The 24747-nt window shown below is 52.6% G+C and carries 18 protein-coding genes; 4 read left to right on the top strand and 14 right to left on the bottom strand.

Annotation, left to right across the window (positions count from 1 at the left end; genetic code table 11):
- Positions 1 to 38: 38 nt before the first annotated feature.
- From H6F91_RS15105 to H6F91_RS15080, 6 genes are all read right to left on the bottom strand, one after another.
- The gene (locus tag H6F91_RS15105; RefSeq protein ID WP_190772956.1) at positions 39 to 1205 is read right to left on the bottom strand and encodes an MSMEG_0565 family glycosyltransferase; all 1167 of its coding nucleotides are present in this window, start codon (positions 1203 to 1205) and stop codon (positions 39 to 41) included.
- A gap of 43 nt (positions 1206 to 1248) precedes the next feature.
- Positions 1249 to 2244, bottom strand: a complete 996-nt coding sequence (locus H6F91_RS15100; RefSeq protein WP_190772955.1) for a sll0787 family AIR synthase-like protein — start codon at positions 2242 to 2244, stop codon at positions 1249 to 1251.
- Complete coding sequence (locus H6F91_RS15095) at positions 2244 to 2759, bottom strand: MSMEG_0567/Sll0786 family nitrogen starvation N-acetyltransferase (protein ID WP_190772954.1); 516 nt, start codon at positions 2757 to 2759, stop codon at positions 2244 to 2246. Before H6F91_RS15095 ends, H6F91_RS15100 begins: the two co-directional genes overlap by 1 nt.
- Positions 2760 to 3004: 245 nt before the next feature.
- Entirely contained in the window at positions 3005 to 4090 is a 1086-nt protein-coding gene (locus tag H6F91_RS15090; RefSeq protein WP_190772953.1) for an MSMEG_0568 family radical SAM protein, read from the bottom strand.
- A gap of 88 nt (positions 4091 to 4178) precedes the next feature.
- Positions 4179 to 5207: a Nit6803 family nitrilase gene (locus H6F91_RS15085; protein WP_190772952.1), complete on the bottom strand. Its 1029-nt coding sequence runs from the start codon at positions 5205 to 5207 to the stop codon at positions 4179 to 4181.
- 206 nt (positions 5208 to 5413) lie between these two features.
- The gene (locus H6F91_RS15080; RefSeq protein ID WP_190772951.1) at positions 5414 to 5896 is read right to left on the bottom strand and encodes an MSMEG_0572/Sll0783 family nitrogen starvation response protein; all 483 of its coding nucleotides are present in this window, start codon (positions 5894 to 5896) and stop codon (positions 5414 to 5416) included.
- A 644-nt stretch (positions 5897 to 6540) separates the two neighbouring features.
- Here H6F91_RS15080 and H6F91_RS15075 point away from each other — a divergent pair.
- Positions 6541 to 7818: an MSMEG_0569 family flavin-dependent oxidoreductase gene (locus H6F91_RS15075; protein ID WP_190772950.1), complete on the top strand. Its 1278-nt coding sequence runs from the start codon at positions 6541 to 6543 to the stop codon at positions 7816 to 7818.
- A gap of 16 nt (positions 7819 to 7834) precedes the next feature.
- Here H6F91_RS15075 and H6F91_RS15070 read toward each other — a convergent pair whose 3' ends face one another.
- The 5 genes from H6F91_RS15070 to rlmD form a co-directional block, all read right to left on the bottom strand.
- A complete protein-coding gene (locus H6F91_RS15070) occupies positions 7835 to 8743 on the bottom strand; it encodes a LysR substrate-binding domain-containing protein (protein WP_190772988.1) in 909 nt (302 codons plus the stop codon).
- A 12-nt stretch (positions 8744 to 8755) separates the two neighbouring features.
- The gene (gene lpxD / locus H6F91_RS15065) at positions 8756 to 9853 is read right to left on the bottom strand and encodes a UDP-3-O-(3-hydroxymyristoyl)glucosamine N-acyltransferase (RefSeq protein WP_190789394.1); all 1098 of its coding nucleotides are present in this window, start codon (positions 9851 to 9853) and stop codon (positions 8756 to 8758) included.
- A gap of 450 nt (positions 9854 to 10303) precedes the next feature.
- Positions 10304 to 11659 carry a response regulator gene (locus tag H6F91_RS15060; protein WP_199330830.1) on the bottom strand — a complete coding sequence of 452 codons (1356 nt, stop codon included), beginning with the start codon at positions 11657 to 11659 and terminating at the stop codon, positions 10304 to 10306.
- Positions 11660 to 11706: 47 nt separating this feature from the next.
- Complete coding sequence (locus H6F91_RS15055; protein ID WP_190772948.1) at positions 11707 to 14349, bottom strand: response regulator; 2643 nt, start codon at positions 14347 to 14349, stop codon at positions 11707 to 11709.
- 1045 nt (positions 14350 to 15394) lie between these two features.
- Complete coding sequence (rlmD, locus tag H6F91_RS15050) at positions 15395 to 16807, bottom strand: 23S rRNA (uracil(1939)-C(5))-methyltransferase RlmD (RefSeq protein WP_190772947.1); 1413 nt, start codon at positions 16805 to 16807, stop codon at positions 15395 to 15397.
- A 79-nt stretch (positions 16808 to 16886) separates the two neighbouring features.
- Between rlmD and apcD the strand changes: the two genes are divergently transcribed.
- Both apcD and H6F91_RS15040 read left to right on the top strand, forming a co-directional pair.
- The gene (apcD, locus tag H6F91_RS15045; protein WP_190772946.1) at positions 16887 to 17372 is read left to right on the top strand and encodes an allophycocyanin subunit alpha-B; all 486 of its coding nucleotides are present in this window, start codon (positions 16887 to 16889) and stop codon (positions 17370 to 17372) included.
- A gap of 403 nt (positions 17373 to 17775) precedes the next feature.
- Entirely contained in the window at positions 17776 to 18381 is a 606-nt protein-coding gene (locus tag H6F91_RS15040; protein WP_190772945.1) for a hypothetical protein, read from the top strand.
- Between the two features lie 475 nt (positions 18382 to 18856).
- Here H6F91_RS15040 and H6F91_RS15035 read toward each other — a convergent pair whose 3' ends face one another.
- Both H6F91_RS15035 and H6F91_RS15030 read right to left on the bottom strand, forming a co-directional pair.
- A complete protein-coding gene (locus H6F91_RS15035; RefSeq protein ID WP_190772944.1) occupies positions 18857 to 20341 on the bottom strand; it encodes a serine/threonine-protein kinase in 1485 nt (494 codons plus the stop codon).
- Positions 20342 to 20596: 255 nt separating this feature from the next.
- Positions 20597 to 20740, bottom strand: a complete 144-nt coding sequence (locus H6F91_RS15030; RefSeq protein ID WP_190772943.1) for a hypothetical protein — start codon at positions 20738 to 20740, stop codon at positions 20597 to 20599.
- A gap of 84 nt (positions 20741 to 20824) precedes the next feature.
- Between H6F91_RS15030 and H6F91_RS15025 the strand changes: the two genes are divergently transcribed.
- The gene (locus tag H6F91_RS15025) at positions 20825 to 22027 is read left to right on the top strand and encodes a DUF4336 domain-containing protein (protein WP_190772942.1); all 1203 of its coding nucleotides are present in this window, start codon (positions 20825 to 20827) and stop codon (positions 22025 to 22027) included.
- Between the two features lie 197 nt (positions 22028 to 22224).
- On the opposite strand, the gene H6F91_RS15020 is transcribed toward H6F91_RS15025, so the two are convergent.
- Complete coding sequence (locus tag H6F91_RS15020; RefSeq protein WP_190772941.1) at positions 22225 to 24339, bottom strand: caspase family protein; 2115 nt, start codon at positions 24337 to 24339, stop codon at positions 22225 to 22227.
- Positions 24340 to 24747 lie beyond the last annotated feature (408 nt).

Genomic DNA, 24747 nt, shown 5'->3' with positions numbered 1-24747 from the left:
GGGTTGTTGCGTGGGCCTCGTGTACAAAAAACAACGTCTTAATTCTCGTTTCTACGGCGAAGGCATTGCTGATAGTGGTTAAGGTGAAGTTGGGCAGAGTGCTGCCAGGTGTATTGGGAAAGAATGCTTTGGCTATTTTGGACAAGGGATTGGGTAAGGATTGGGTTTAGGGCCGTGAGCATGGCCTGGGCGATCGCCTCCGGGTCTTCTGGATTGACTAATAATGCTTGGTTGGGCGTGAGGAACTCGGTGAAGGGGTAAGTGTTGGCGGTGATGACGGGGAGGTGGGAGGCGATCGCCTCCAGGGTCACGAGCCCCCAGCCTTCCTTGAGGGAGGGAAAACAGAAGACGTCGGCCAGCCGATACAGGGCAGGAAGGTCGGCTTCGGGAATGTTGCCGGGGAGGAGGAGCGATCGCCCCACGTCGATGTTTAATGCTTGGGCCGTTTGAAAGAAGTGCTCGCGGTAGGACTGGTAGTCAAACAGGGTTGAACCGCCTGCAATGACAAGTTGGGATTTGGGGTAGAGCTGGAGCACTTGGGCAAAAGCTTGCAGCAGGCGAATAGAGTTTTTGCGGGGTTCGATGCCTCCAACGGTGAGGAAGATGGGTGCGCCAACCAGGTCGTAGTAATTTCGCAGGGTAGCTTCTTGTCCAGATGGTACTGGGGAAAAACGGTCTAAATTCACGCCATTTGTAACGCGAGGGGCATCAATTTTGTAGTCGTTTTTGAGGATCTGTTGCCAGCGATCGCTCACACAAAAACAGAGATCAGGTTCATAAATTGAGCGTTCCTGACACTGTTGCAAATATGGGCTTTCATAATCCTCAACGTGATGTATGGTGCGGATAATAGGAACGCTTTGAGGTTTCTCGCGCCATTGCAAGAGAGCATTCGCACTAATGCAATCCTGAGCATGATAAATGTCGTATTCTTGCGCAACGGATTGTAAGCCACTGATCATTTCTTGAATTCTTTGCTGAATCAGCGCATCCATTCCGGTAGGGGCGGCAGCCGTAGGAATCAGGTGGGTCGTGCATTGGGGCGATCGCTCGAACCCACGTCCGTCCTTGTCGAGGGCAAAGACCCCAACCGTATGCCCTAATGCTGTTAATGCGTTAGCAACTTCCAGGGTGTGAACGACACTCCCACGAGGCTTAGTGGCATAGGTGAGCAACGCAATACGCAACAGATCAGAAGCGGACATGGAATGTTGGAGTTGTTGAAACGGTAATGGTGGTAGAGCCAGCTTAAGGAGCTTGCGTTGAAAAACCCATCAGTGGCGTTGCTTTAAAGTCCCAAAATGGTAAGGATTCGTCACCCAATTGGAGTGTTAGAGTGTGCTCGGCTCCCTCATTCTCCAGAGATTTCGTCACCTCCCCAACGACGGCACAAACCAGATTGCGTTTGTGAAAGAGGGACTGGATTTCAGGCACCCTTTCGGGGCGCACACTGAGCAAAAATCCATAACTGGGAAAGCTTAAAAGCCATTGTTCCAGAGAGATACCCGCCGGGCAGGGTACGGCATCTAACTTCAACACAGCACTACACCTGGAGGTTTCCATTAGCATCAAACAAGTGCCCACTAATCCACCCATGCTGATGTCTTTGCCTGCATCGCATAAGCCCTTTTCGGCTAGGGTTGGCAGCAATTCTAGATTCATGCGGAGCGTGAGCGGGTCGACCTGGGTCGCAGCATCCCAGAAAGGATATTTGGAATGAGGTTTGCCGTTAAAGTCGCTAACAAGCAGGAGTGCGTCGCCGGGCTGAGCGTGAAAGCTGGTGATGAGCGATCGCGCCCGTCCCAAAATAGCTACGGAAAGACCATCATAGGGGCTATGCAGATTGGTATGACCGCCCACAACGGGGACGTTAAAGGCACGGGATGCCGCCAGCATTCCCTCCCAAATTGGCTCTGCTTTTTCAGCCGATTGGCTCCATAAGGCATCCACAACTGCGATGGGGCGACCTCCCATAGCGTAGATGTCGCTGACATTGACCAAAACGCTACACCACCCGGCAAACCAGGGCTCAGCATCCACCAGCGTGGGCCACATCCCTTCGGCGGCTAACAGCAAATAACCTTGCCCATCGGGAATGGCAGCACAATCATCGCCTAACAGAATGGGAGTTGCTGTGGAGCTATCGGGCACCCAACGTCCCAAATGGGAAGCGATCGGCTGGATATCCTGCTTGTGCAGAATTCCCAAAGCCTGGCTCAATTCAGCGGCGATCGCCCTCAGCATTACGACACCTTGCGATCTAGAGACAACATGGGGCGAACTTCTGTGCCGGGGGGATAGTGGGCCAGTTCTGCTTCCATCAAATGATGGGGGCGATCGCACACCACAATCTCTTCAAGGGAGCCCCAGTGCAACCGCTGGAAAAAGCGAACATTTTGCATCTGAACCGTGGCGAGGAAGCGATCGCAACCCCAGGTGTTGGCTGTTGTCACGGCTTTGTGGATCAGCCCTTTTCCAATGCGCCCGACCCGCCGATAGTCAGGATGTACGCCCAATCGTCCGCCATACCAGAAGCGGGGTTGTGTCTCATAAATCCGCACGACTCCGACAACTCGTTGGTCATAGGGGGCTTCGTGATCGATGGCAATGATGGGGTAGGCGGTGTTGTCAATTTCGTCCTCATCGTTGCTTGCGAATAAGCCTTGCTCTTCGCAAAAGATGGCTTGTCGTAGGTCGAAATAGGCCTGGATGTCTTCGGGCGATCGCGCTAATTCGAAACTGTAGCGATTTGGGGACATGGGGCTATGGTGCTTGAGGATAAAGGGTAAAGGGTAAAGGTTGGATGTTGGGAACCCTGCTTGGGGGCGCGTCGCCCCCCAAACCCCCCGACTGGGGGAACGGGGCGCCGTCCCCCAGACCCCCTTGCGCTAAGGGGTTATCGGTGGGAGGTGAATGTGGCGCTTCGCATCGGTGGGAGGGGATCAGGTTTATGTGCTGTTGGGGGCGGATTTTTCTTAGTAATTTTTCGTGAGGTTATTGGGTGTTATTTCTCGAAGCTGGAGAGGGCGGAGCAGGCTCCGCATTTGGCGCATCCGGCGTTGATGTCTCCGGAGGACATTTGGGCTTGTTTCAGCAGTGCGCCCACTCGCTGATAGACCGCAAACATAAAATCAGTACTGGGTGCCGGATGGCTTGCCAGAGGGGTTTCGCTAATGGGAACGAAAGGAACAACAAAGGGATAGACACCGAGGGTGATCAGGCGATCGCACATCTCCACCAACGTCTCTAAACTATCTCCCAGACCTGCCAGTAAGTAGGTGCTAACCTGTCCCCGTCCAAACACGTTGACGGCTGCCTCAAATGCATTGAAATAATGGTTCAGTGGCACTTCTGCTTTGCCGGGCATAATGCGGGCACGTACTTCGGGATCGGCGGCTTCCAGATGCATACCCAAACTGTCAATACCTGCCGCTTTCATGCGTTCGAACCAGACAAAGTCATCGGGTGGTTCACATTGAGCCTGGATGGGAAGGTTGACGCGAGCTTTGATGGCGCGAGCGCACTCTGTCAGGTAAGCGGCCCCACGATCGCTGGTATTTGGCGTACCCGTCGTCATAATCATGTGCTTTACCCCATCCAACCGGACGGCCGCTTCGGCGACTTCGGCCAGTTGATCGGGGGTTTTGCGGGCGATAGTGCGGCCTGCATCCAGGGATTTCTCAATCGCGCAGAATTGGCAAACGGTGTCGCTGTTGCGATAGCGCATGCAGGTTTGCAGCACCGTGGTCGCCAACACATCCTGGCTGTGCAGCAAGGCTATTTTCCAGTAGGGAATGCCATCGGCAGTCGTGAGCCCATAAAACTTGGGTTGTTGGGGAAAGGAAATGGGGGCGATCGCCTCGGTTTCCCGTTCCAGAACCACCTGGGAGTCAGCCTTAATTCGTGCCAGGAAGGGAGACTCGCTGGCGGTTTCCGTGTAGATGGGCACCATGATTGTGGTTCCATCGATCATCACCGCCTTATGATCCGATGGCCCGGCTCCCCCTTTTCGCCCTGAGGCTCCTACTGAGGGATCAACCAATCGCAAACCGTGAGACTGCAATTCCGTGATCAGACGTTGCTTATTCATGGGCCAATAGGAAATTAGGGATACTCAGCGTTGTGTCGTCAGCACCCAGGAACGGATTACAGATTTTCAGAAGCTCAAAACTTAGAAATCAGCGTGTAGCATCCGATTCCACAGAGTTAGACAAAGGCATATTGAGCGCAGGAGATTCTTCAAGGGCTGGGATAGCCCCGGCGGGAATAGCTGTTGTTGCTTGCATGACATTCCAGGCGCTTTGATTTACCTGCAACTTGAGCAGATCGGGGCGTGAGTAGTGACCCACCGAATCCATCATGCGCTTGCGTTTGGTGATTAAGGAGAAGTCAAGCGTGGCGATCGCCATCCCTTCCCCTTCGGTAATGGGGGCCGACAAGGGCACCCCTTCCGGGCTGATGATGGCGGTGTAACAGCCACCGCTCAAAACTTTCTGCAATTTTTCATCGGGGGTGATCTGTTGCTTTTGCTCGGGTGTGAGCCACCCCGTTGCATTGACTACAAAGCAACCTGACTCAAGCGCATGGTGACGCATGGTGACTTCGATCTGGTCGCCAAAGATTTGGCCGACCATCGAACCTGGAAATTGCCCACAATGAATTTGTTCGTGCTGTGCCATTAACGCATAGCGGGCCAGGGGGTTGTAGTGCTCCCAGCAGGCGAGAGCCCCCAACCGACCAACCGCAGTATCCAGTACCGCTAAGCCAGCCCCATCGCCCTGACCCCACACCATGCGCTCATGGTAGGTAGGGGTGATTTTGCGCCGCTTCATCAACAGGGAACCATCCGCGTCGAAGATCAACTGCGTGTTATACAGCGATCCTCCGTCACGCTCGTTCACCCCTAACACAACCACCATGGCGTAGGAGCGCGCTGCCCGGCTGACCGCGTCCACCACAGGACCCGGTACCGTCACCGCCTCCTCATACAGCCGCATATGCTCGGCCCCCATCAAAACAGGGGGTTGTACAAAGGAGAAATAGGGATAGTAGGGAATGAAGGTTTCAGGAAAAACCGCCAGTTGCACGCCTTCCTTGGCAGCCTGGGCGATCGCCTCCAAGACCTTTTCCGTTGTCCCTTCCCGACTATACAACACCGGACTCAACTGTACGGCTGCGGCTCGAATGGTTTTGGAATAATCCAACATAAGTTCGTGTGTGAGAAGCGAGGATGAGTTCGGCATCACAAAGACACCGCAACACGAAACGGGTGTTTAACGGTCTGCTAGGGCAAATTACGTTTGTCTGGCTCTAAACCAGGGTTTTAATCTTTTGGGTAAACGATAGGTTGCCCAGTCTTAACAATGAACTTCGTGGGTAAGGGCGAATAGCCATTCGCCCCTACAGGTGTTGATTAGAGCGTCCAGGTATCAATAATCAGTGCGCCATCCTTGCGGTGCATGAGCACCAAGTCCAGCACATCCAGGGGATTGATGGGCCGAATTCCGGGAATGAGCGACGGTTCACCATGACCATAGAGTGCTTGCAGGGCAAAGCGGCAGGCGTAAACCTTGCCACCCTCTTCCATAACTTTTACCAACTGGTTGTTGAAATTCTGGTGGCCTGGAAATGCCGCATCGCCCAGCTTGGGGAAACCCCGTTGTACCCCCAGAGTTACCCCTGGCCCATAGAGCAACACCGAAGTTTCGAACCCTTTGCGGATCAGACGCGTGGCTTGCAGCAGATTCACGAACCCAATCGAACCCTCGAACGCAACGGTGTGGAACGTTACCAGGGCTTTTTCACCCGGCTCAGCTTGAACATCAGGAAATACTTTCTCTTCGTAATCAACGAAAAAGTCACCTGTCTGGTGGGCAGGAGTGGTTACTTCAGGCATGGAGGGAAGTCCTTAAATATCGAGAACGAGCAAGCAGAAAACTGTGGAGTGTTTGAAGGAGATTCATGAACCACATTTAGTCAGCACCTTACGGGGGGTGAAAGGTTGTCCCTGTATCTGCTTTTACAAAATCGTTAGATCTGGCTGTATCGATAGGGGATCATTCTATTGCAATGGAATGATGGAGTGATTTGTGCGATCGCCCCTATCGAAAGTGCCAGGTTTCTTACCTCAGGTCTGTAGTGATCATGCCTTAACGTAACCTGAGTTCGGGTTAAGGGCGTTTTCGAGTGCCGCGCAACGCGCGGCACTCGAAAACGCCCATTTTGGCGTGCGCTTTGCGCACGCCAAAATGAGCACTTCAGCTTATCCCGAACTGAGGTTAACGTATGAATGGGATGTAGTGGAAGGGGCGCTTCGTGCCCCTTCCACTACATCCCATTCATACGTTTAAAGCACTACCTACTATTCAAATCAATAGGTAAATCGACAAAAACTTTGTGATAACGCTTGAGTCAACCTGCCCTACCTATAAATACCGCTAAACCTCCACGTTCTGTAACGCAAAGTACAAGGCTGCACGGAATCAGCCCTTAAGGTGCAAACACAGCACTCCCAAGCAAACATTCCTGAGGTTGCGATACATGCGGTCACACTATCCGGTTGTCATTGTGGGCGGTGGGCAGGCAGGTTTATCGATGAGCTACTGCCTGAAAGAGCGCGGCATCGAGCATCTTGTCTTTGAGAAGTATCAAATTGCCCATTCCTGGCGCTCGAAACGTTGGGATTCCTTCTGCCTCGTAACACCCAACTGGCAATGTCAACTGCCGGGTTTTCCCTACACGGGAGATGACCCCCAAGGCTTTATGGGACGGGATGCGATCGTCGAGTACATCGTGAACTATGCCCGCTCTTTTGAGCCGCCCATTCGTGAAGGTGTGGAAGTCACCCGTCTGCGGCAGGGCGAAGCGGGTGGCTTTGAAATCGACACCTCCATTGGTGACTACACCGCAGATCATGTCGTGATCGCGACAGGTGGGTATCATAATCCCCGAATTCCAGCGATCGCCGAACGCTTCCCTGATTCCATGACTCAACTGCACTCATCCCAATACAAAAATCCTGAATCCTTACCAGAAGGTGCGGTATTGGTGGTGGGCACAGGGCAGTCAGGTTGCCAGATCGCGGAGGACTTGCATCGGGCTGGACGGCAAGTGCATTTATGTGTGGGGAGTGCGCCGCGATCGCCTCGTACCTATCGGGGTAAAGATGTGGTGGATTGGTTGGATCAGATGGGTTACTACGATTTGCCTGTAGATGAACACCCCCAAAAAGACGGTGTACGCGCCCGTACCAATCATTACGTCTCTGGCCGCGATGGGGGCAAAGAAATTGATCTGCGCCAGTTCGCTACCGAAGGAATGCAGCTTCATGGTCGCCTACTGCGAATTCAAAATAACCAATTGGAGTTTGGCGACGATCTGAAGACCAATCTCGATCAGGCTGATGGTGTCGCCGAGAGCATCAAGCGCACCATCGATACCTTCATCGAGAAGCACCACATTGAAGCGCCTACTGAGCCGCCCTATGTGCCCCTGTGGGAACCGACGGAAGGGGAAGAAGCGATCGCACTCCCCGTCACCGAAATCAGTACGGTCATTTGGGCCACAGGCTATCATATGGACTTTCGGTGGATTGAACTGCCTGTTTTTGATGGCAAGGGTTACCCAGCGCACAATCGGGGTATTACTCCCTTGCGTGGCCTCTATTTTTTGGGCTTGCCCTGGCTCTATACCTGGGGCTCGGGTCGCTTCTCAGGTATCGCCCGCGATGCCCACTACCTGGTAGATTGTATTGCTTCGCGCCATCAAGTTACCCCTGTTGTGATGCAAACGGTCAATGAGGTTGCCATCGGCTCATAGCTTAGCCTAAAGGCTTTCAGCCTTTAAGGTTGGGTGAATGCTGGGCTGGAATGATGGCCTTAACTACATCTAGAAAACGCTGAATGGTAGGAGAGACTTGTTCCTTCTGCCAGATGAGGGCGATCGCCGCCTGAGGGGTTTCCTCTTGTAACGGGCGGTATATGACTCCCGTACGTTTCAAATTTTCCAGAGATAAGGGGACAATTGCTACCCCAATCTCTGCTGCTACCAGGCTGACAATAGTTTGCATCTGAATGGCTTCCTGAACCACACGCGGGCTGAAGTCGGCCCGCTGGCAGAGGCTGATAATCTGGTCGTAAAGGCCGGGGGCGAGGGGGCGGGGGAACAGGATGAAGGGTTCTGAGGCGAGCGATCGCAACGGTACCATGGCTTCCGCAGCCAGAGGGTGGTGGGCAGGCAGGGCTACCGCTAAATCCTCCTGAAAAACGGTCATACTGGCGAACTGCTCGTCCGTCATGGGGGGGCGAACGAAGCCGACATCTAACCGTCCTGCTCGCAAACGGGTGAGTTGCTGGTCGCTGGTCAACTCCTGCAACTCCAACGTTACATCAGGGGCCTGAGTGCGGAAGCTTTGCAAGATCTCGGGCAACACGTTGTAGGCTGCCGAACTGACAAAGCCAATGCTCAATTGTCCAATTTCACCCCGGCTGGCCTGTTGCCCTTTCTGAATGGCCAGATCTAGCTGCTGAAAAATCTTGCGGCATTCCTTGAAAAAAATCTGTCCCGCCTCTGTCAACTCGACCCGACGTCGGGTGCGATGGAAGAGGTCAAACCCCAGTTCTGTTTCTAACTGACGAATCTGCTGGCTGAGCGGGGGCTGCGCCATGTGGAGGCGTTCGGCTGCACGGCCAAAGTGCAGCTCTTCGGCAACGGCCATGAAATAGCGCAGATGCCTGAGTTCAATCACAACGGCTCCTCACGAGGAATGAACCGTTGGCAGTTGGGCCTGGAGAATTGCGAGCTGCTGCTGAAGCTCGGCAATTTGCTTTTGCATGTCTTTGATCGTCTGTTGCGTTTCGGGGAGCCGACTGCTGAGAACAGAGCTGCGTAGCCAGGTTTGGTGGGGTATGGCAGGATGCCCGGATACAACACTGCCCGGTTCCGTGTTGCTGATGATGACCGATCGCATGGTGGCTCGGGTGCCTCGGCCCACAACCACGCGGTTGCTGATGGCAACCTGTCCTCCTAAAACGACCTCGTCTTCGATTTTGACACCACCGGCGATCGCCGCTAACGCCGGAATGATACAGTCTTTGCCGACCTTCACATCGTGGCCAATTTGATTCAGGTTGTCTAGCTTGGTGCGGGCTCCCACGCGGGTTTCTCCTACAGCGGGGCGATCGACGGCTGCATTGCAGCCCACCTCCACTTCATCCTCGAGAATCGTGCGGCCTGATTGTTCCATCTTGAACCAGGTACCATCCCCACGCGGCACAAAACCAAATCCTTCGGAGCCGATCGCGGCACCGCTGTGAATGACACAATCACGCCCAATCTGCGTTTGCTCATGGATGACGCAGTTGGCATGGAGGATGGTGCGATCGCCAATCACCACGTCAGGATAGATCACCACATTGGGATGAATGCATACCCCATCCCCAATGACGACATCGGGCTGAATGACGACATAAGCCCCAATGGAAACGTCACGTCCCAGTTTTACAGAAGGGTCGATGATAGCCGTGGGATGAATGCCTGGAGCTGGTTGGAAGGGTTTGTAGAAGAGGGCGATCGCCTCCGCAAACAGCAGCCGTGGGTTGCGCGAGCCTATCCACACGACCTCGTGGGCCAGGGCTTGCTGCTGCATCTCCCGATCCATCGGTAAGATGAGCCCCTGGGCAATGGTAGTTTTCAGGAAGGTCTTGTACTTACGGCTTTCGATGTAGCTCAGGGTGCCTGCCACGGGGCTTTCGATGGCTGACACGCCGCTAATTTCAGGGTTCAGGTCGGGGCGCTCATCGAGACTGCTGCCATCGACCGCCCCAAGTTGTTGGACGACCTCACTAAATTTCATTCCATCGCTCCCACGGGCAAAGTATTGTCATCATACTCATATAGCGCTACGCGCTCAGAAGCGGAAGTTTATTTTTGAACAGCCACACTTCGCATAGCTGTTCAAAAATGAACTTTTCTGATCAGGAGTGACACAAGTCCGCTAGGTGCGAGTATTGCTGCGAGATATCTGAAGTTTGGACTAAATCTGCCTGCCGAATTGCGAAACGCCCTCACAGAGGGCGTTTCGCAATTCGGCAGGATTTCGGATTTCGTAAGCTAAAAAGCTGGCGTAGCCAGCTTTTTAGCTTACGAAATCCCATTTGCTCCAAACTCCAGCACGAAGGAGTAGCGCACTGTGCGGCCCTTGATCCCGGATCCAACACGTCAGGTTTTGCTACCGCATTACAGTGGCAAAATTTGGGTTTCGGTTTGGGGTGCAGAATATGGGGGCCGCGATAGTCGTTCGCGCTCAACAGGCCGGTAACGTTGGCAATTGAATCGTAAACTCTGTGCCCTCCTTCAGAGAGGAGTGAAATGTTAACTGTCCATGGTGCTGTTCTTCAATGATGCGGCGGCTCGTGACAAGACCCAGCCCGAGCCCCTGCCCAGCGGCTTTGGTGGTGAAGAAAGGTTCGAAAATGCGCTCTTGGCGATCGGGGGTAATGCCAATGCCATTGTCGTGAATGCGGATCACGATGTGATCAGACAAGTCAGTGGGGACAACGGAGGTGGTGATGGTAATCCTTGGGGAGGCAAAGGTTGCGCTTTGGCTTTGCCATTTCTCGGCGATCGCATCAACCGCGTTACTCAAGATATTAAATAACACCTGAGCAATTTGCTCAGGGTAACAATTGATTGAGGGGAGCTCGCCATAACACTTTTGAATGTCAATATTAAGTCCGTCTTTTCCGTTGCCTAATCGGTGCTCCAGAAGAATCAATGTACTCTCAATATCCTCATTCACATCAATCGTTTTAATGGTGGCTTCATCAAGGTGCGTGAAGTTTTTGAGTGCCTGAGTAACGCGATGAATCCGCTGGGCCCCATGCTTAATCGATGTCAGCACTTTGTGGGTATCATTCAGCATAAAGGGCAAATCAATCTGCTTCTTAAAGTCCTCTACTTCAGGAATCGGCGTTGCAGTATTGCGTTCATAAATCTCCAGTAATGTTGCCATGTGATCAAAGTATTGACGCGCTGGATCAACGTTACAGGCTACGAAACTGAGTGGATTGTTGACCTGATGCACAACTCCGGCTACCACCCGTTTGAGGGTGGTCATCTTTTCCTGTTGAATCAGATTTTCTTGAGCGCGTTTCAAGCTATCTAAAGCGGCTTGCAATTGCAAATTCTGCTGCTCTAGATTTTTCTGAAGTTCGCTAATGGTTAATTGGGTTTGAACCCGCGCTAACACTTCTTCTAATTGAAATGGCTTGGTGATGTAATCGGCACCGCCCATTTGGAAGGCTTTAAATTTATCCGTTACATCGCTAATTGCACTCAGAAATATAATGGGAACCGCTTGCGTGTCTGGATTCTTTTTCAGGTGTTGACAGAGGTCGTAACCACTCATGTCACCTAAGTTGATGTCTAACAGGATCAAGTCTGGAACGAGAGCAGCGATCGCCACCTGGGCCATACGACCACTGGTTGCCTTACGCACCGAGTAGCCATTACTCACGAGAAATGTTGATAGAAACCGAAGATTATCTGGCAAGTCATCCACGATTAAAATATCTCTTTTTTCGCCCTTAACCATTTCCATGACCTGCAATTTCAAATTTTCAAAATCTCGGTTTCCAGTCTCTAAAGCTGTCACATCCATAGCAAATGCGTAGAATCCTATCGATGGGGTGGCGAAATCCAAATGGCTCAAGGTTTGCTCAAATCCAAGACTTTTTTAGTTACAGCAGCAATCTGCTCAAATTCAAACTCTTGAATGAGGTAATTTAATGTTTGTGCGAGCACCCGACGATCTGCAGGAATGTCAGCTAGGAGTTCAGAGATCCAAAGGTCGTTACCTTGTGTTGCAGCCTGATGTAAGGCTTGCACCCAATTGGGTGGCATTGACTCTAGAAGTGATGGCTCTAAACGTAGGGTTGTGGGGGTGTTCGGTAATGACGACGCTGATATTAGGTCTTGAGCTTCATAGAGATATTGGACGGGTACATAACTGGCGATTTTTTCAAAAATTCGGTTGCTCTTAAACGGCTTGGTTACGATGTCGTTGCAGCCCGAGGCGATCGCCTCCTGCTGCTGATCTTCAAAGGCGCTGGCCGTCACTGCAATAATGGGGGTTAAGCGAGTAACCCCCATAGCCTGTTCAATTTCACGAATACACCGGGTCGCATCGTACCCATTCATCCCCGGCATTTGAATATCCATCAGAATTAAATCGGGTTTCCAGGACTGCCAGAGAGCGATCGCCGCTTTTCCATCCTCCACTTCCTGGATCTCAAATCCGGGTAAACTCAACATTTTTACCAGTAATAGACGGTTGACTGGATGATCTTCGACGATCAGAATTCGGCGTGTTGGTTCGTCGCTTGCCAATCCCTTAACCTGCCCCTGAATCGTGACGGGTAAGGGCAGGGGGAGCACGTCCGACAGGCCAGCCTGAATCGCCAGGGTAAACTTACTTCCCTGGCCTAATTCACTTTCGACTGTAATATTTCCTCCCATTAACTGGGCGTAACGCTGGCTGATGGCTAACCCTAATCCCGTCCCTTCCATCGCATTGAGGCCCGTCTGGGTTTGAAAGAACGGCTTAAACAGATGGGGAATTTCGTCGGTAGCAATGCCAGGGCCATCGTCTTCTACCTCAAATACGAGCTGGCAACGCGTTGAGTGAGAGCCGGGGGAGGGCCTAATTGGCAGCTTTTGCACTCGCAGGCTGATGTTGCCCTGGGACGGTGTAAATTTCACGGCATTTCCCAACAGGTTGATCAGGATTTGATTCAGCTTGTTGCGATCAGTCGTAATCAAATGGGGCAAATTGGGTGTCCAGGAAAAAGATAGATTGAGTCCCTTTGTCGCGGCCCGTACCTGCATCATGGACTGCAACGTGTCCAGGATGTGCATCAAGCTAAAACTTTCCTCGTGAAGCGGGATTTCCCCGGCCTCAATCTTCGATATTTCCAACACATCATTGATCAGTGACAGCAGATGCTCGCCACTGCGGCCAATGGTTTCGAGCTGATGAAGGTGCTTCTCGGGTAGCTCTGAGTTGCGACAGAGCAGTTGGGTCAGGCCCAAAATGACGTTCAAGGGAGTCCGTAGTTCATGGCTAACAGTAGCGAGAAATGCCCCTTTGGCTCGGCTGGCGCGATCGGCTTCCTCCTTGGCAACTTTCAATTCTTCGGCCTGCTGCTGGATTTGAGTAAACAACTCTGCTTGCTGCACAGCTACCCCTAACTGGTTGCCGATGCGTACCATCACTTGAATTTCGGAGGAAAGCCAGTGGCGAGGTTGGTTATTTTGATAAGCTGCTAGAAGCCCCCAGAGTTGATTGCGGCAGAAGATGGGAACTGTTATGTAAGCCCGAGCCTGTAAAACAGCCAGTAGCCTTAGATAGCAAGGCTCAAACCCAACTTCAGAAACGTCGGAAACACAGCGATAGTTGTTGGGCTCTTGATAAATACCACCCTGGGTTTCTTTGAAGTAGGTGTCATCCCGCAGCAGCTCCTGTTCTTCCAGATGTTTAGCGATGCAGGCGGGCTGATCTACTGTGTGCTCCAAACTCGAGTCTTTGAGAGTGCTAGAGCGTAGAACAGGACGCCATTCTGGTCCGACAGATTCAGCGATGACCTCACCACTCCAGTCTGGGGTGAAGCGGTAAATGAGGGTGCGATCGCACTCCATTGCCTGCCGCAACTCGTCGGTAGTAGCCTGAAAAATAGAGTCCAAATCGAGGCTCTGGCGCATTCGTTGTAACACCAGAGCCATCGTATGCTCCTGTTTTGCCATTTGCTGGAGATTGATCTGAATGGCAGTGCGTTCGCGTATTTCCGCTTCAAGGGCTGCGTTGGCCTGGACTAGAGCCGCAGTGCGTTCTTCTACACGGCTCTCTAAGAGAGCTTCAGCACGCTTGCGCTCGGTAATTTGTGTTTCTAATTCCTCGTTAATGCGCTGCAATTCCTCAGGGCTCTTGAGAGAGAGAAACTGAGGAAGCAATTCCACCAGGGACAACGCGGTGTAGCCTGAAACGATAGCTGTCATTGCCTTCTCGATGCCGGATATCCAATAGACGGGATACCACAGCGTCCAAATATCAATTAGATGCCCAGTTCCACAGAGCAAGATAAACAAGCTGAATAGAATGAACACCTTTGAAAAAGGAATATCCTGGCGCTGGCGGACGAAGTAAATGAGCAGGATGGGGATCGAAAAGTAGGCGATCGCCGTCAACCCATCACTCAAAATATGCAGCCCTACAAGAGGGGTTTGCCAGAGGTAACAATGACCATGGGGAACGTAGGCATTCGGGGAGAAAACGTGCTTGAGGAGTTCCAGCATGAGGGCCTTCGAACAAATCCTTCAACGGATAGAGCAAGATGTAGTTGCAGTTTCATCGAGAAGACGTCCCCATAGCCGTCTCAGCTTGACAGCGCCAAGCTGAGGGACAGAAAAATCTATACTCCATCTAGGCTAAATTTTTCTGTCCCGACATCTAGACGTAGATAGAGGACAATCTAACTTCCTTTAGAAAAAGCGTCCACGTGCACAACAGAAGCTGGGCTATAGCCCACTAAAAATTAAGTACAAAGAACTTAAATAGGGATAGCCAAAAAGGGTTGTACTGTACCTTTGCAGTAGTGCTCAGATTCCGTAAGGAGCCCCAAGCAAATGTTAAAAAACGAACGTCAGCAAAACTGATTCCAACTTAATCTATTATTACAATTCTAAGTTTCGTCTATATTCCACTTTACGGTCTATTTACAAAATAGATTTTTATGTGTAGCGGACACAAGATATATCAGTAGATGGTTTATAACCAGTCGTTCGAATGCTGCTCTAAAATCCTTGACTTTATATAACGTTTTTGGGTCGGGCAAGGTAAGAATTGTTCAGTACGTCATCTACCAAAAGTAGCAACTTTAGAAGAGCTTTTTAGATGTCGTCACACTACATTAGTCTGCCAGATATGGAGCCTTTATACCATCCTGCATAGCCGATGAAATCCGCTAACTATGACACAACTTTACGCCATCTAAGAGTTCGATTGGCGAACTGAGACTAGGGTATGGGTAGTGCCCAATACGTGTGGATGGGGTGTGAGAAAGGGAACATTTCGTGTCCCTTTCTCACACCCCATCCACACGTTTGAAATATGACTTTTTTGTATGCAGAGCACCTTAGGACGGGAGAGAACCCTTCTCAAAACTGGAAGTTTCTCGTTCAATAGATTTACCGCTGCAACGGAAAAAACTATGGCTTTGAGAAGGGTTTTCATTTCTTGACCTGTACTTGGGCCAAGCACATAAAAAACAATCCTTTCAAAGAGTTTCCAAGCTCGCTCTAATTGAGAAACTTGAGAGCGTGAAGCGATCCCAACTCGTCACTACCGAGGCATGCGTTGCAGAAACGCAGCACATTCCACATGAGTCGTTTGTGGGAAGAAATCGGCAGGCTGGACACGAGTAAGTTGATAGAGTCCATCCGTGCACAGCACTTTCAGATCGCGGGCTAAGGTAGAAGGGTTGCAACTGACATAGGCGATGCGTTCGGGCTGCAAACGACGTAATGTCTCCAGGACGGCACTATCGCAGCCTTTGCGCGGAGGATCTAGCAGCACAATGTCGGGTTTCACATCCAGGGTTGGCAAAAGCTTTTCTACGGCTCCCACATGGAATGTGACGTTACTGATGTTGTTAGCTTCCGCATTAAGGCGAGCCTGGTCAATGGCTTCGGGTTGAATTTCGAGGGCGATCGCCTCCCCCACCTTCTGAGCGATCGGCAAGGTCATCGTGCCAATTCCACAGTAAGCATCTACGACCCGTTCTGTTCCCTGTAGTTGCAACTCATCCATCACTACCTGCACCAGAGCCTCCGCCTGCTCGGTATTCACTTGAAAGAAGGTCGTTGGATGCACCCGGAAGGTTAACCCTGAGAAGGTCTCATTCAAATAGGGCTGCCCCTCGATGAGGCGGGTTTCTGGGCCAAAAATTGCATTGGTCCGGCGAGGATTGACGTTGAGCAGTATCCCTACCAGGTTGGGATATCGATCGCGCCAGGCAGCCGCCTGTTCAGCTAAACCGGGCAGGCGATCGTCTTTGGCGACCAGGGTGAGCAGCATCTCTCCGGTGCGCCGTCCAATGCGAAGTCCCAGGTGGCGCAGCGTACCCTGGTGTTTGTCCTCGTCGTAAACACTCCAGCCCCGTTCTTGAAGATCCTGCTTCACCTCTGCCAATAGTGGATCCAGCCGATTATCTTGAATAGGGCATTGGTTCAGATTGACGATGTGATGGCTGCCCTTCCGGTAGTAGCCTGCCTGAAAGTGCCCTTGAGTAGAAAGGCCCAGGGGATACGTTGCCTTGTTACGGTAATTCAGGTCGGCATCACGATCGGGCGGCAGTGGGAGCAGCGGGTTCACGGGAGGATTGGAAAATCCACCAATGCGTTCTAGATCCTGAATGATTTGAGTCCGCTTGGTCTCCTGCTGGAAGGCATAGTCGATGTGTTGCCACTGGCAGCCGCCACACTTGTCGGCCACAATGCAGCGGGGGCGAATGCGATGGGGCGACTCTTCCAGCAATTCGTGCAGTTTGCCATGGGCAAAGGTGGGTTTGACGTGGACCAGGCGGGTTTGGATGCGATCGCCTACCACCGTCTCAGGCACAAATACCACACGATTTTCCCAACGACCTACCCCGGCTCCATCATGGTTGAGGCCGGTAATTGTGATTTCCAGGAGCGAGCCCTGCTGCCATAGGTCAGGGCTATCCGCTTTTATAAAGGAATGTTGCGATTCCATAATACTTTTCTTATAGGCCCTCAAGTCGTTAAAATACAGGACGATATTGAATTGCCGCTCTCAAATCATCGCCTTAATTATGAGTGTAGTTAGCCAGGTTATTCTCAGCGCCGATGACGAACTTCGCTACCCCAGCAGCGGAGAACTGAAAAACATTGCAGACTTCTTTAAGACAGGCGAACAGCGCACGCGGATCGCCTCGACGCTGGCTGATAACGAAAAGAAAATTGTTCAAGAAGCTAGCAAGCAACTGTGGCAGAAACGCCCTGACTTTATCGCCCCTGGTGGTAACGCCTACGGTGACAAGCAGCGTAACCAGTGCCTCCGCGACTTTGGCTGGTACCTGCGCCTGGTAACCTATGGCGTGCTGTCGGGTGACAAGGAGCCCATCGAAAGCATTGGTCTAGTGGGTGTCCGTGAGATGTACAACTCTCTCGGTGTACCCGTTCCTGGCATGGCAGAAGCAATTCGCTGCCTCAAGAAGGCGTCCCTGTCTCTGCTCGCTGATAGTGATGCAGAAGCAGCAGCGCCCTACTTCGATTTCATCATTCAAGCGATGTCGTAAGGCTCAATCTCCAATTTTTCATGAGTCCTTTCGATCCTAGCTATTCTCAACGAAAGTTGAGTCCCTATAAAACCCAAATATAGAGAGTGCGCGGTACTGTGTGCCGCGCACTCTCTATTTCAGCCCATAGTTCTATAAATTTCAGGACTTACGCAAGTCCGCTATATCTAGAGCATTTAAGTTGTAGGGGGGGACAAAGCACCCCACCTACAACTTCAATGCGTAAGTCCTGAATTCTTTAAGAACATCTGTTCCTTCTAGCGGTAAAATTCGGGCATGATACAACCACAATGACCCAGAAAAGGTTCTTTGAAGGGAGTCCCTTCAATTGGGCCGGGCCGATGTATACCCGGGCAACGGTGACAAAAGCATCAGTGAGTCAATTTGTTGAGGAGACGGAGTTATGCGCTTAGGAAAAGTCGTCAAATCTAACTCCCATTGTGACTATGTGGTGCAAGTCGATGATGTCTGGGATATGAACGATGCTCCCCAGCCTGATGACTACGGCTTTGGCACCTTCGTTAAGCTGATTGACCCCAGCGGCCGCCTGTGGGCTGTCGGTTTAATCTATAACTCTCAACTATTCAACCCAGCTTTTCTTACTAACGGGCCACGACTGTCCAGCGAGCCGGATCCCATTTTTACCCCTGACCTCATTCGTGAGACGCGAACCCTCCTGGGAGTGGTGCTGGTGGGCTGGATGGAGCCCCGAGGAAGTACTGAATGCGGGGCGCATGGTATTCCTCGGGTAATCGTTCCCATCGATACACCCGTTTGTGCCATGACCGCTGATGAAGTGCATCGCTTCCACTGCTGTGAGGATGGTCGCCCACAGTTTTCCTATTTCAGCCATCTGCTGCGTTGTGGTGGCTTATTTGCTTCTTCTCTGGCACAACAGGTTGTTAAAGAATTAGTTGATAGTAATCTTTTTTCCGGGGCAGACCAGCGGGCCTTGGAAATTCTGGTTAGAGAAATGTCCTGGAAAAATACGTTGGGTGCGATTCGCTAAGTTTTTGTAGAGAGAGCAGCAAAGCCTTTCTCTCGGTTGTTATTGCCCGGTTAGGACATGAGACGCGATTGAAGGCATTGCCTTCAATCGCGTCTCATGTCCTAACCGGGCTAAGGCTATCAGAAAACATGGTTTGAGCTCGCAGCCTCTACGGAAACCCAAAATTCCTCTAAGAATGGGTTTGACCCACTATGCCCATAACAAGAACGCAATATATAACGGACTTGCGTTCTACCGCCAAAAAAAATCCGACAGGTCTCAAAGAGGCTGCCGGAGAGTTGTGTGTTCCCTGTTGATGACTCGGCTAGAGTTGAGTCTCTTTAAGTATGCCGATGTGTGGACCGACCCAACAGGATCTAGATCATGTTTCTTGGTGATCTTGATCACAGCTATTTTTCAGTTAGTATCAAAACGTGAAGTTTTGCAGCTATGCCCGGTGGGGGTATGAAAGCCTACGGTTTGGTGTGATTGCTCTCTAGCGGTGTAGGGCCGAATTTTGGCAAAATGCCAGGCGGTCTAAAAAAATTCTGCCGCCTCGAGAACTTCCTGGATAGAGGCTACCAAAAAATGGCAAAAAGCCAGGGGGGACTTCTCCCTTCAGGCCAGCGATCGCCCGACCATACACTTTTCCCCACACCTCATCCTGGGATAGCCAGATAGACTGAGCATTGCCGCCGAGGAGCCGCTGTCCTACCTGGCTGTGCTCGTAGTGCAGCCAACCCAATTGCTCACAAAAGCTCTGCCAGGTTTCCAGGGGCGATCGCCCCCCAGGTTGCTGCTGCCAAATTTGCAGCTGTACTCCAAATCCCAAATGGCCTTCGCTATACGTGAGCCACAACTGATCGAGGGTTTGTAAATCGGTGCAGGGTAACTCAGCTAACTCCTGGAAGGTAAGGAAACTCCCATCAGCACGGCCCATAGCCTGAAGCATAAGGCGGCAGGTCTCCGCATCGGCCCGGTGCCACTGAGCCTGTTCCAGCAGACCCTGTAGACCCGAGTAGTCGATGCCAACGTCGGAGGGTAGGGTTTGGGGTAGGGGAGATTGGGGTGCGATCGCCCGCGCTTTGACCATTCGCTCCAGATCGGCCATTACTTCAGCCGCAGACCCATAGCGTTGGGTTAGAGGACGGGCAATCATCTTATCCAAAATTTGAGCCAGAGCTGGATCCACAGTCTGGGGTGCCTGCTCAGCCCACACCCAGCGGTCTTCCCCATAGGAAAAAAGACCGAAGGGGTCAGTTCCCGTCAGCAGATGCACACAGGTTACTCCCAGGCTGTAGAGGTCGCTGGCAAACACAGGTCGTCCACCCATCTGTTCTGGGGCCACAAACCCGGCACTGCCAATGGCCGTTGCAGTTCGAGCCAGGGCCGTTGCGGTTGCAACCTTGGCCGCCCCAAAGTCTACCAGCACAAGACCCGCTGGGCCACCTGCTGTCGCCATTCTCCGATACAAAATATTTTCGGGTTTAATATCCCGATGGATCACTTGCCGCTGATGAATAAAATCCAGCACCGGCAGGAGCCCTCGTAAAATTTGCACAATCTTGCCGGGCTCTAACGGCCCCTTGGCTTTCAGGACGGCCCCTAGCGTTGGCCCATCAATAAATTCCTGAATCAGATACTGCTGCCCATCCTCCTCAACGTGTGCCAGCAGATCAGGGATATGGGGATGCTGCCCCAGCCCCCCCAATCGCAGAGCCTCCTGGGAAAAAAGTTGAGAGGCTTTGCTGCGGGTTGCTGTATCTTGCGTGCCGGGGAAAAATTGCTTAATGACGCAGGGCGATTGTCCTTTCTTGTGGGTAGCGATCGCCAAAAACGTCCGACCAAATCCACCTTGTCCCAGAGGTTTCAAGGCCCGATACTGCCCCCGTAGCACTAATGGCTTGCCACATCCCAGACAAAATTGAGCATCATCTGGATTGTGAAACGTCGTGCAGTGGGGGTTAAGGCAACAGGTCATGGAAGTATTTTGCCCAGGCGCGGCAGGCAAGGTAGCTCTAGTATTCCCTTCCCGATGGGCTAACCGTCTTTGGTTGAGAAATAATTTGTGGAAAGAGAAGAATGCGGGCGGTCTATATCGATCCTCTATAGCGCTGTGCAAGTGCGTTAAGTACAGAAACGGTGGTGTGGGGCATGAAGTGCCCCACACCACCGTACTTAATCAACGGGCACAGTGCTATATCTCCTGACTTCCCCTTCTGCTATCGCTAATCCGCTAGATTACACCTTTTTCAAAAGGTATATAGTGGGCGATCGCCACAATTGCGCCCCCCGATAGAAAGCCCAACAACATCTGCTCAACCCTTCGACCCTCACATGTCAGGCGATCGCTATAGGATAAAAAGATGAGTGCTTCCATAGAAGCAAGCTGTTGAATTCAGTGGCCTATCCCCTTTAGAATTCACAGATCGAGCGGTAGACCGTTTTAGAAGGAAGAGAACGCGTGACGCAGGCTGGTTCGGATTGGTTGAGTCATGACAACCCAGCAGATTGGGCCTGGCCCTTCTGGTTTACGGTGCCTATTTATCCCTATGGCCGCCGTCGCACCCTCCGGACGGAAGTAGTGCCAGATACTATCTGGACGTTTGACCAGGTACAGGGCATTTTTTATGTGACCGTGCCCATCCGCATGACGGTGGTACGGCTGGAGGCCGGTGGTTTACTCGTCTATGCTCCGGTCGCCCCTACCCGCGAATGTATTCGCTGGATGCGGGAGCTGGAAGCCCGTTATGGAGCCGTTAAATACATCCTGCTGCCCACCGTCTCAGGGATTGAGCACAAGGCTTTTGTAGGGCCATTTGCGCGTTGTTTCCCCACGGCTCAGGTGTACGTCGCGCCTCACCAGTGGAGTTATCCGGTGAATCTGCCCTTGAGCTGGTTAGGATTGCCGGGAAACCGCACCCAACGCCTGCCAGAAGATCCCAGCCAGGTGCCCTTTGCTGATGAGTTTGATTACGAGATTTTGGGGCCGATTTCGTTAGGGTTAGGGCCGTTTGAAGAGGTGGTGCTATTCCATCGGCGATCGCACACTCTCCTCGTAACGGATACCGTCGTCTCTGTACCGGATCACCCCCCTGCCATTACCCAGCTCGATCCCTATCCACTGCTCTTCCATGCTCGGGATGCAGCAGATGAGCCCGTTCAAGACACGCCAACGAACCGTTTAAAGGGATGGCAGCGAATTGCGTTGTTCTCCTTCTACTTCCGGCCCAGCGCACTGAAGACCGTGCCGTTGGGGGAGACGTTGCGGGATTCCTGGCGGGTGGGCGATCGCTCTCGCAGAGCCTACTTTGGGCTCTACCCCTTCCGTTGGAAGACGGGCTGGCAGCAGTCCTACGAGGCATTGCGGGGGAATGGGCGCTTGTTTGTCGCCCCCATTTTGCAAACGCTCATTCTCAATCGGGCTCCCCGACAAACGCTAGATTGGGTGCAGCGAGTAGCGCGGTGGAACTTTAACCGGATTATTCCCTGCCATTTGGATGCTCCCATAGAGACGGGGCCTGAACAGTTTTGTGCAGCCTTTGGGTTTTTGGAACCCCAGGGAAGCCGAGGCGAGCGATTGCCAGATGTGGATTTTGAGTTACTCCGAGAGCTGGATACCGTCCTGCATAAGCGGGGCATTACGCCACCTGCGGTGTTGGAGTGAAATCCAAAGCCTTCTATATCCCTATGCACGTTGACTAAGTACCGTGATGCGGGGCACTTCGTCCCCGCATCACCGCTGCTGTACTTAACGCATTTGCACAGCGCTATATCGCTATATTTTGCTTTGAATGAGAGCGGAACTTATGAGTGTGATGAAAGGGATGTGGAGTGCCCTTTCACCACATCCCATCCACAGGTCTAAATGACTCGATACTGGAGCCGCAGGGTGGCCCAGCGGTTGACATCCAGAGCATAAGCATCTTCAGGGGAACGAGGGCTGCTGAGGTCTTGCAGAATGGCTTGAACTCGGCTCAGAGAGGTTTGGACGGCTGTATTGTTTCCTTCGGTCTCCTGCTGGCTCTGAATAAGGGCTGTGGTTTGAGGGAAGGGGTTGCGGCTGGCGATCAGGAATAGATCCACCAGGCCGCTGTTGAGAGGGGTAATGGGAAGGGAACGGGATGTGCCGGGGGCGATCGCCACCATCGGTGCATCCGCTACGGTGTCGGGTAGTAGGGCGATGCTCAGGGGTCGGTTCATCTGCGGCAGGGTGACCCAGAGTAAGTAGAGGGGAACCTGGCCCAGGTTTTGGACGCGGCATTGCAGAGCCGTGCCAGATGCCACGGTGGGGAGTGCCAGCCCTAGCGAGGGTGGCCTATCTGACGCCGCAGAGGGGGTACTGAGTTGGGCGATCGCCTGTGAGTTCGTCTCCGTCGGTTCCAGCGTTGCTCGCAGGGCCAGACGAGACGTGGTGGCATTTTCCGTCAGGCTGAGGTATTTCATCGCCAGCAGCCGGGGCAATTTGGCGGTCAGCCGAGTCACAGCCGTTTTGACCGCTTCATCTGCGGTGGCGATGGTGCCCGGTACGGCTAAACGGGGGGGATAAAACAATCCATAACTTTTGGGCAAAGCTGGGGTCGCCGATATGTCGCTGGAAGCCGTCAGGGTGGTAGCTTTTACCTTGCCAAACAGTAAGTCGGCGGTTTGCTCGCCAGCCGCGACTACCGTTACCTTGGCAGCCGCAAAGGCACTGGTGGCATCGACGCGTTCAATCCGCTCCAGGGATGGGTCCAGTGCAATGGTCAGCCCCAGATTGCGGGAAATGAGCCGCATGGATTCTCGAACTGGTTGGCCGACTAGTTCCGGAGTGTTGATCGGGGTGGGATCTAGAACATCGGCTTTCAGAAGGAGCCCGGTGCGCGATCGCCCCACCAGGGGTACGGCTTGCTCTCCGCTTCCCGCTAGAAGAACGGAGCCTTCTCCATAGCACTCCAGCACACGGGGCGGTACTCCTCCTAACCACACCTCGACACTACCATCGGTGCCCTGTTCCCACACGGCCCCTTGGCTTTCGGGTAAAGCAGGAGGGAGGGAATAAATGCTCTCCACCGATGATCCCGCTTCCAGTACCGGAGTTTGCAGGTTGTCAACGGTTTGGTGGATACGGCTGACCAGGGAAGGAAAGAAAATTTGAATGGTTTTCGGTGGGGTAGCTTCCCACAGGTATTGGGTCAGGGCGTAGGTTAGTAGGCCTGCGCTGAAGCCGCTCCACTGGCCTTCCAGGGCGGGTTGCCCGGTTTCGGCTGCTCCTAGATACAGGCCAGGAATGGTTTGGTTAATCGTTTTGGTGGCGGCTTTTGCCAGCTGCTCCTGAAGTTCTTGTTCAGCAGGGTTGAGGCGACCGCTGGGGGTGCTGGGGCGCGATCGCACTCGAAAATTACCCTGCAAAGGTGTACTGCGTTGAAGAAACGCTGCATCAATGACGGTCGTGACCTGCTGGGTAGGAAGCGATCGCAACAGCGCCCGCAGAGTTGCCAACCGTACATCATTGAAGGTGGGATGGTCTTCTGTTGGCAACGTGCCATCAATGGGCACGAGCGTTTGAAAAGTCAGGTTGGTTTCCAGGGAGCGCACCTGGCTACCCAAACCACTGAAGTGAAACAGTACCCGCTCGTTGGGCTGCGCTGCCATCAGGTGGGCCTGAAATGCATCTTCAATGCTCCGACGGGTGGCAGCTTCGTCAGTCAGGGTGAGAATATCCGTGGCTGCAAAACCAAACCGATGAATCAGCAGCTCTCGTTGCAATTCCACATCGGTGATGCATCCGGCCAGGGCCGTTCCTTTAATAGGAGCAAAGTCGCATACCGATTCGGGGTATTGATTAATACCAATCAGAAGGGCGCGTTGACGGCGGGTAGGTTCTGCCAGGGCTTGCTGATAGCGATCGCCCAGGGCAAAGAAACTCGACTGGCTGAGGCCCAACGTGGCGATCGCCCAGCCTGTGCGTTGTAAAAATGCCCGTCGCGTCAGTGCCATGCCCATCTGCCCTGCGGTGTGCGAAGCAGGCGAAAACGGCGGTAAGGGAAGCCGCTTTTTCCTTGCCCTGCTTCTATTTCACCACCAAATTGTAGGGAATGTGCTAGACCTGCTGGTGATTTTTACAGAATTTCGATCAGGATTGAGGGTATAAAGCTTTAGGTTCTATGCCCTCAATCCTGATCGAAATGATTACTGCTTGTTTTACCCTGAGTTCGGGCTAAGGCTTTTTCGAGGGGCACACCTCAGCAATTCTCATTTTGAAATCAGGCCCGAAAACCGCGCGCCGAAGGCGCGCGGTTTTCGGGCCTCAAAGCCAAGAGTTCACGCCCGTAGGGCGTGAACTCTTGGCTTTGAGGCCCATACTGAGAATTGCTGGGCACACCTTGTGTGTCCCTCGAAAAAGTC

Origin of the sequence: Leptolyngbya sp. FACHB-8, assembly GCF_014695575.1 — a bacterium.
In the GTDB taxonomy this organism is placed as follows: Bacteria; Cyanobacteriota; Cyanobacteriia; order Elainellales; family Elainellaceae; genus Vacuolonema.
The sequence above is the reverse complement of the archived record's forward strand: the minus strand, read 5'-3'. Positions and strand labels throughout refer to the sequence as shown.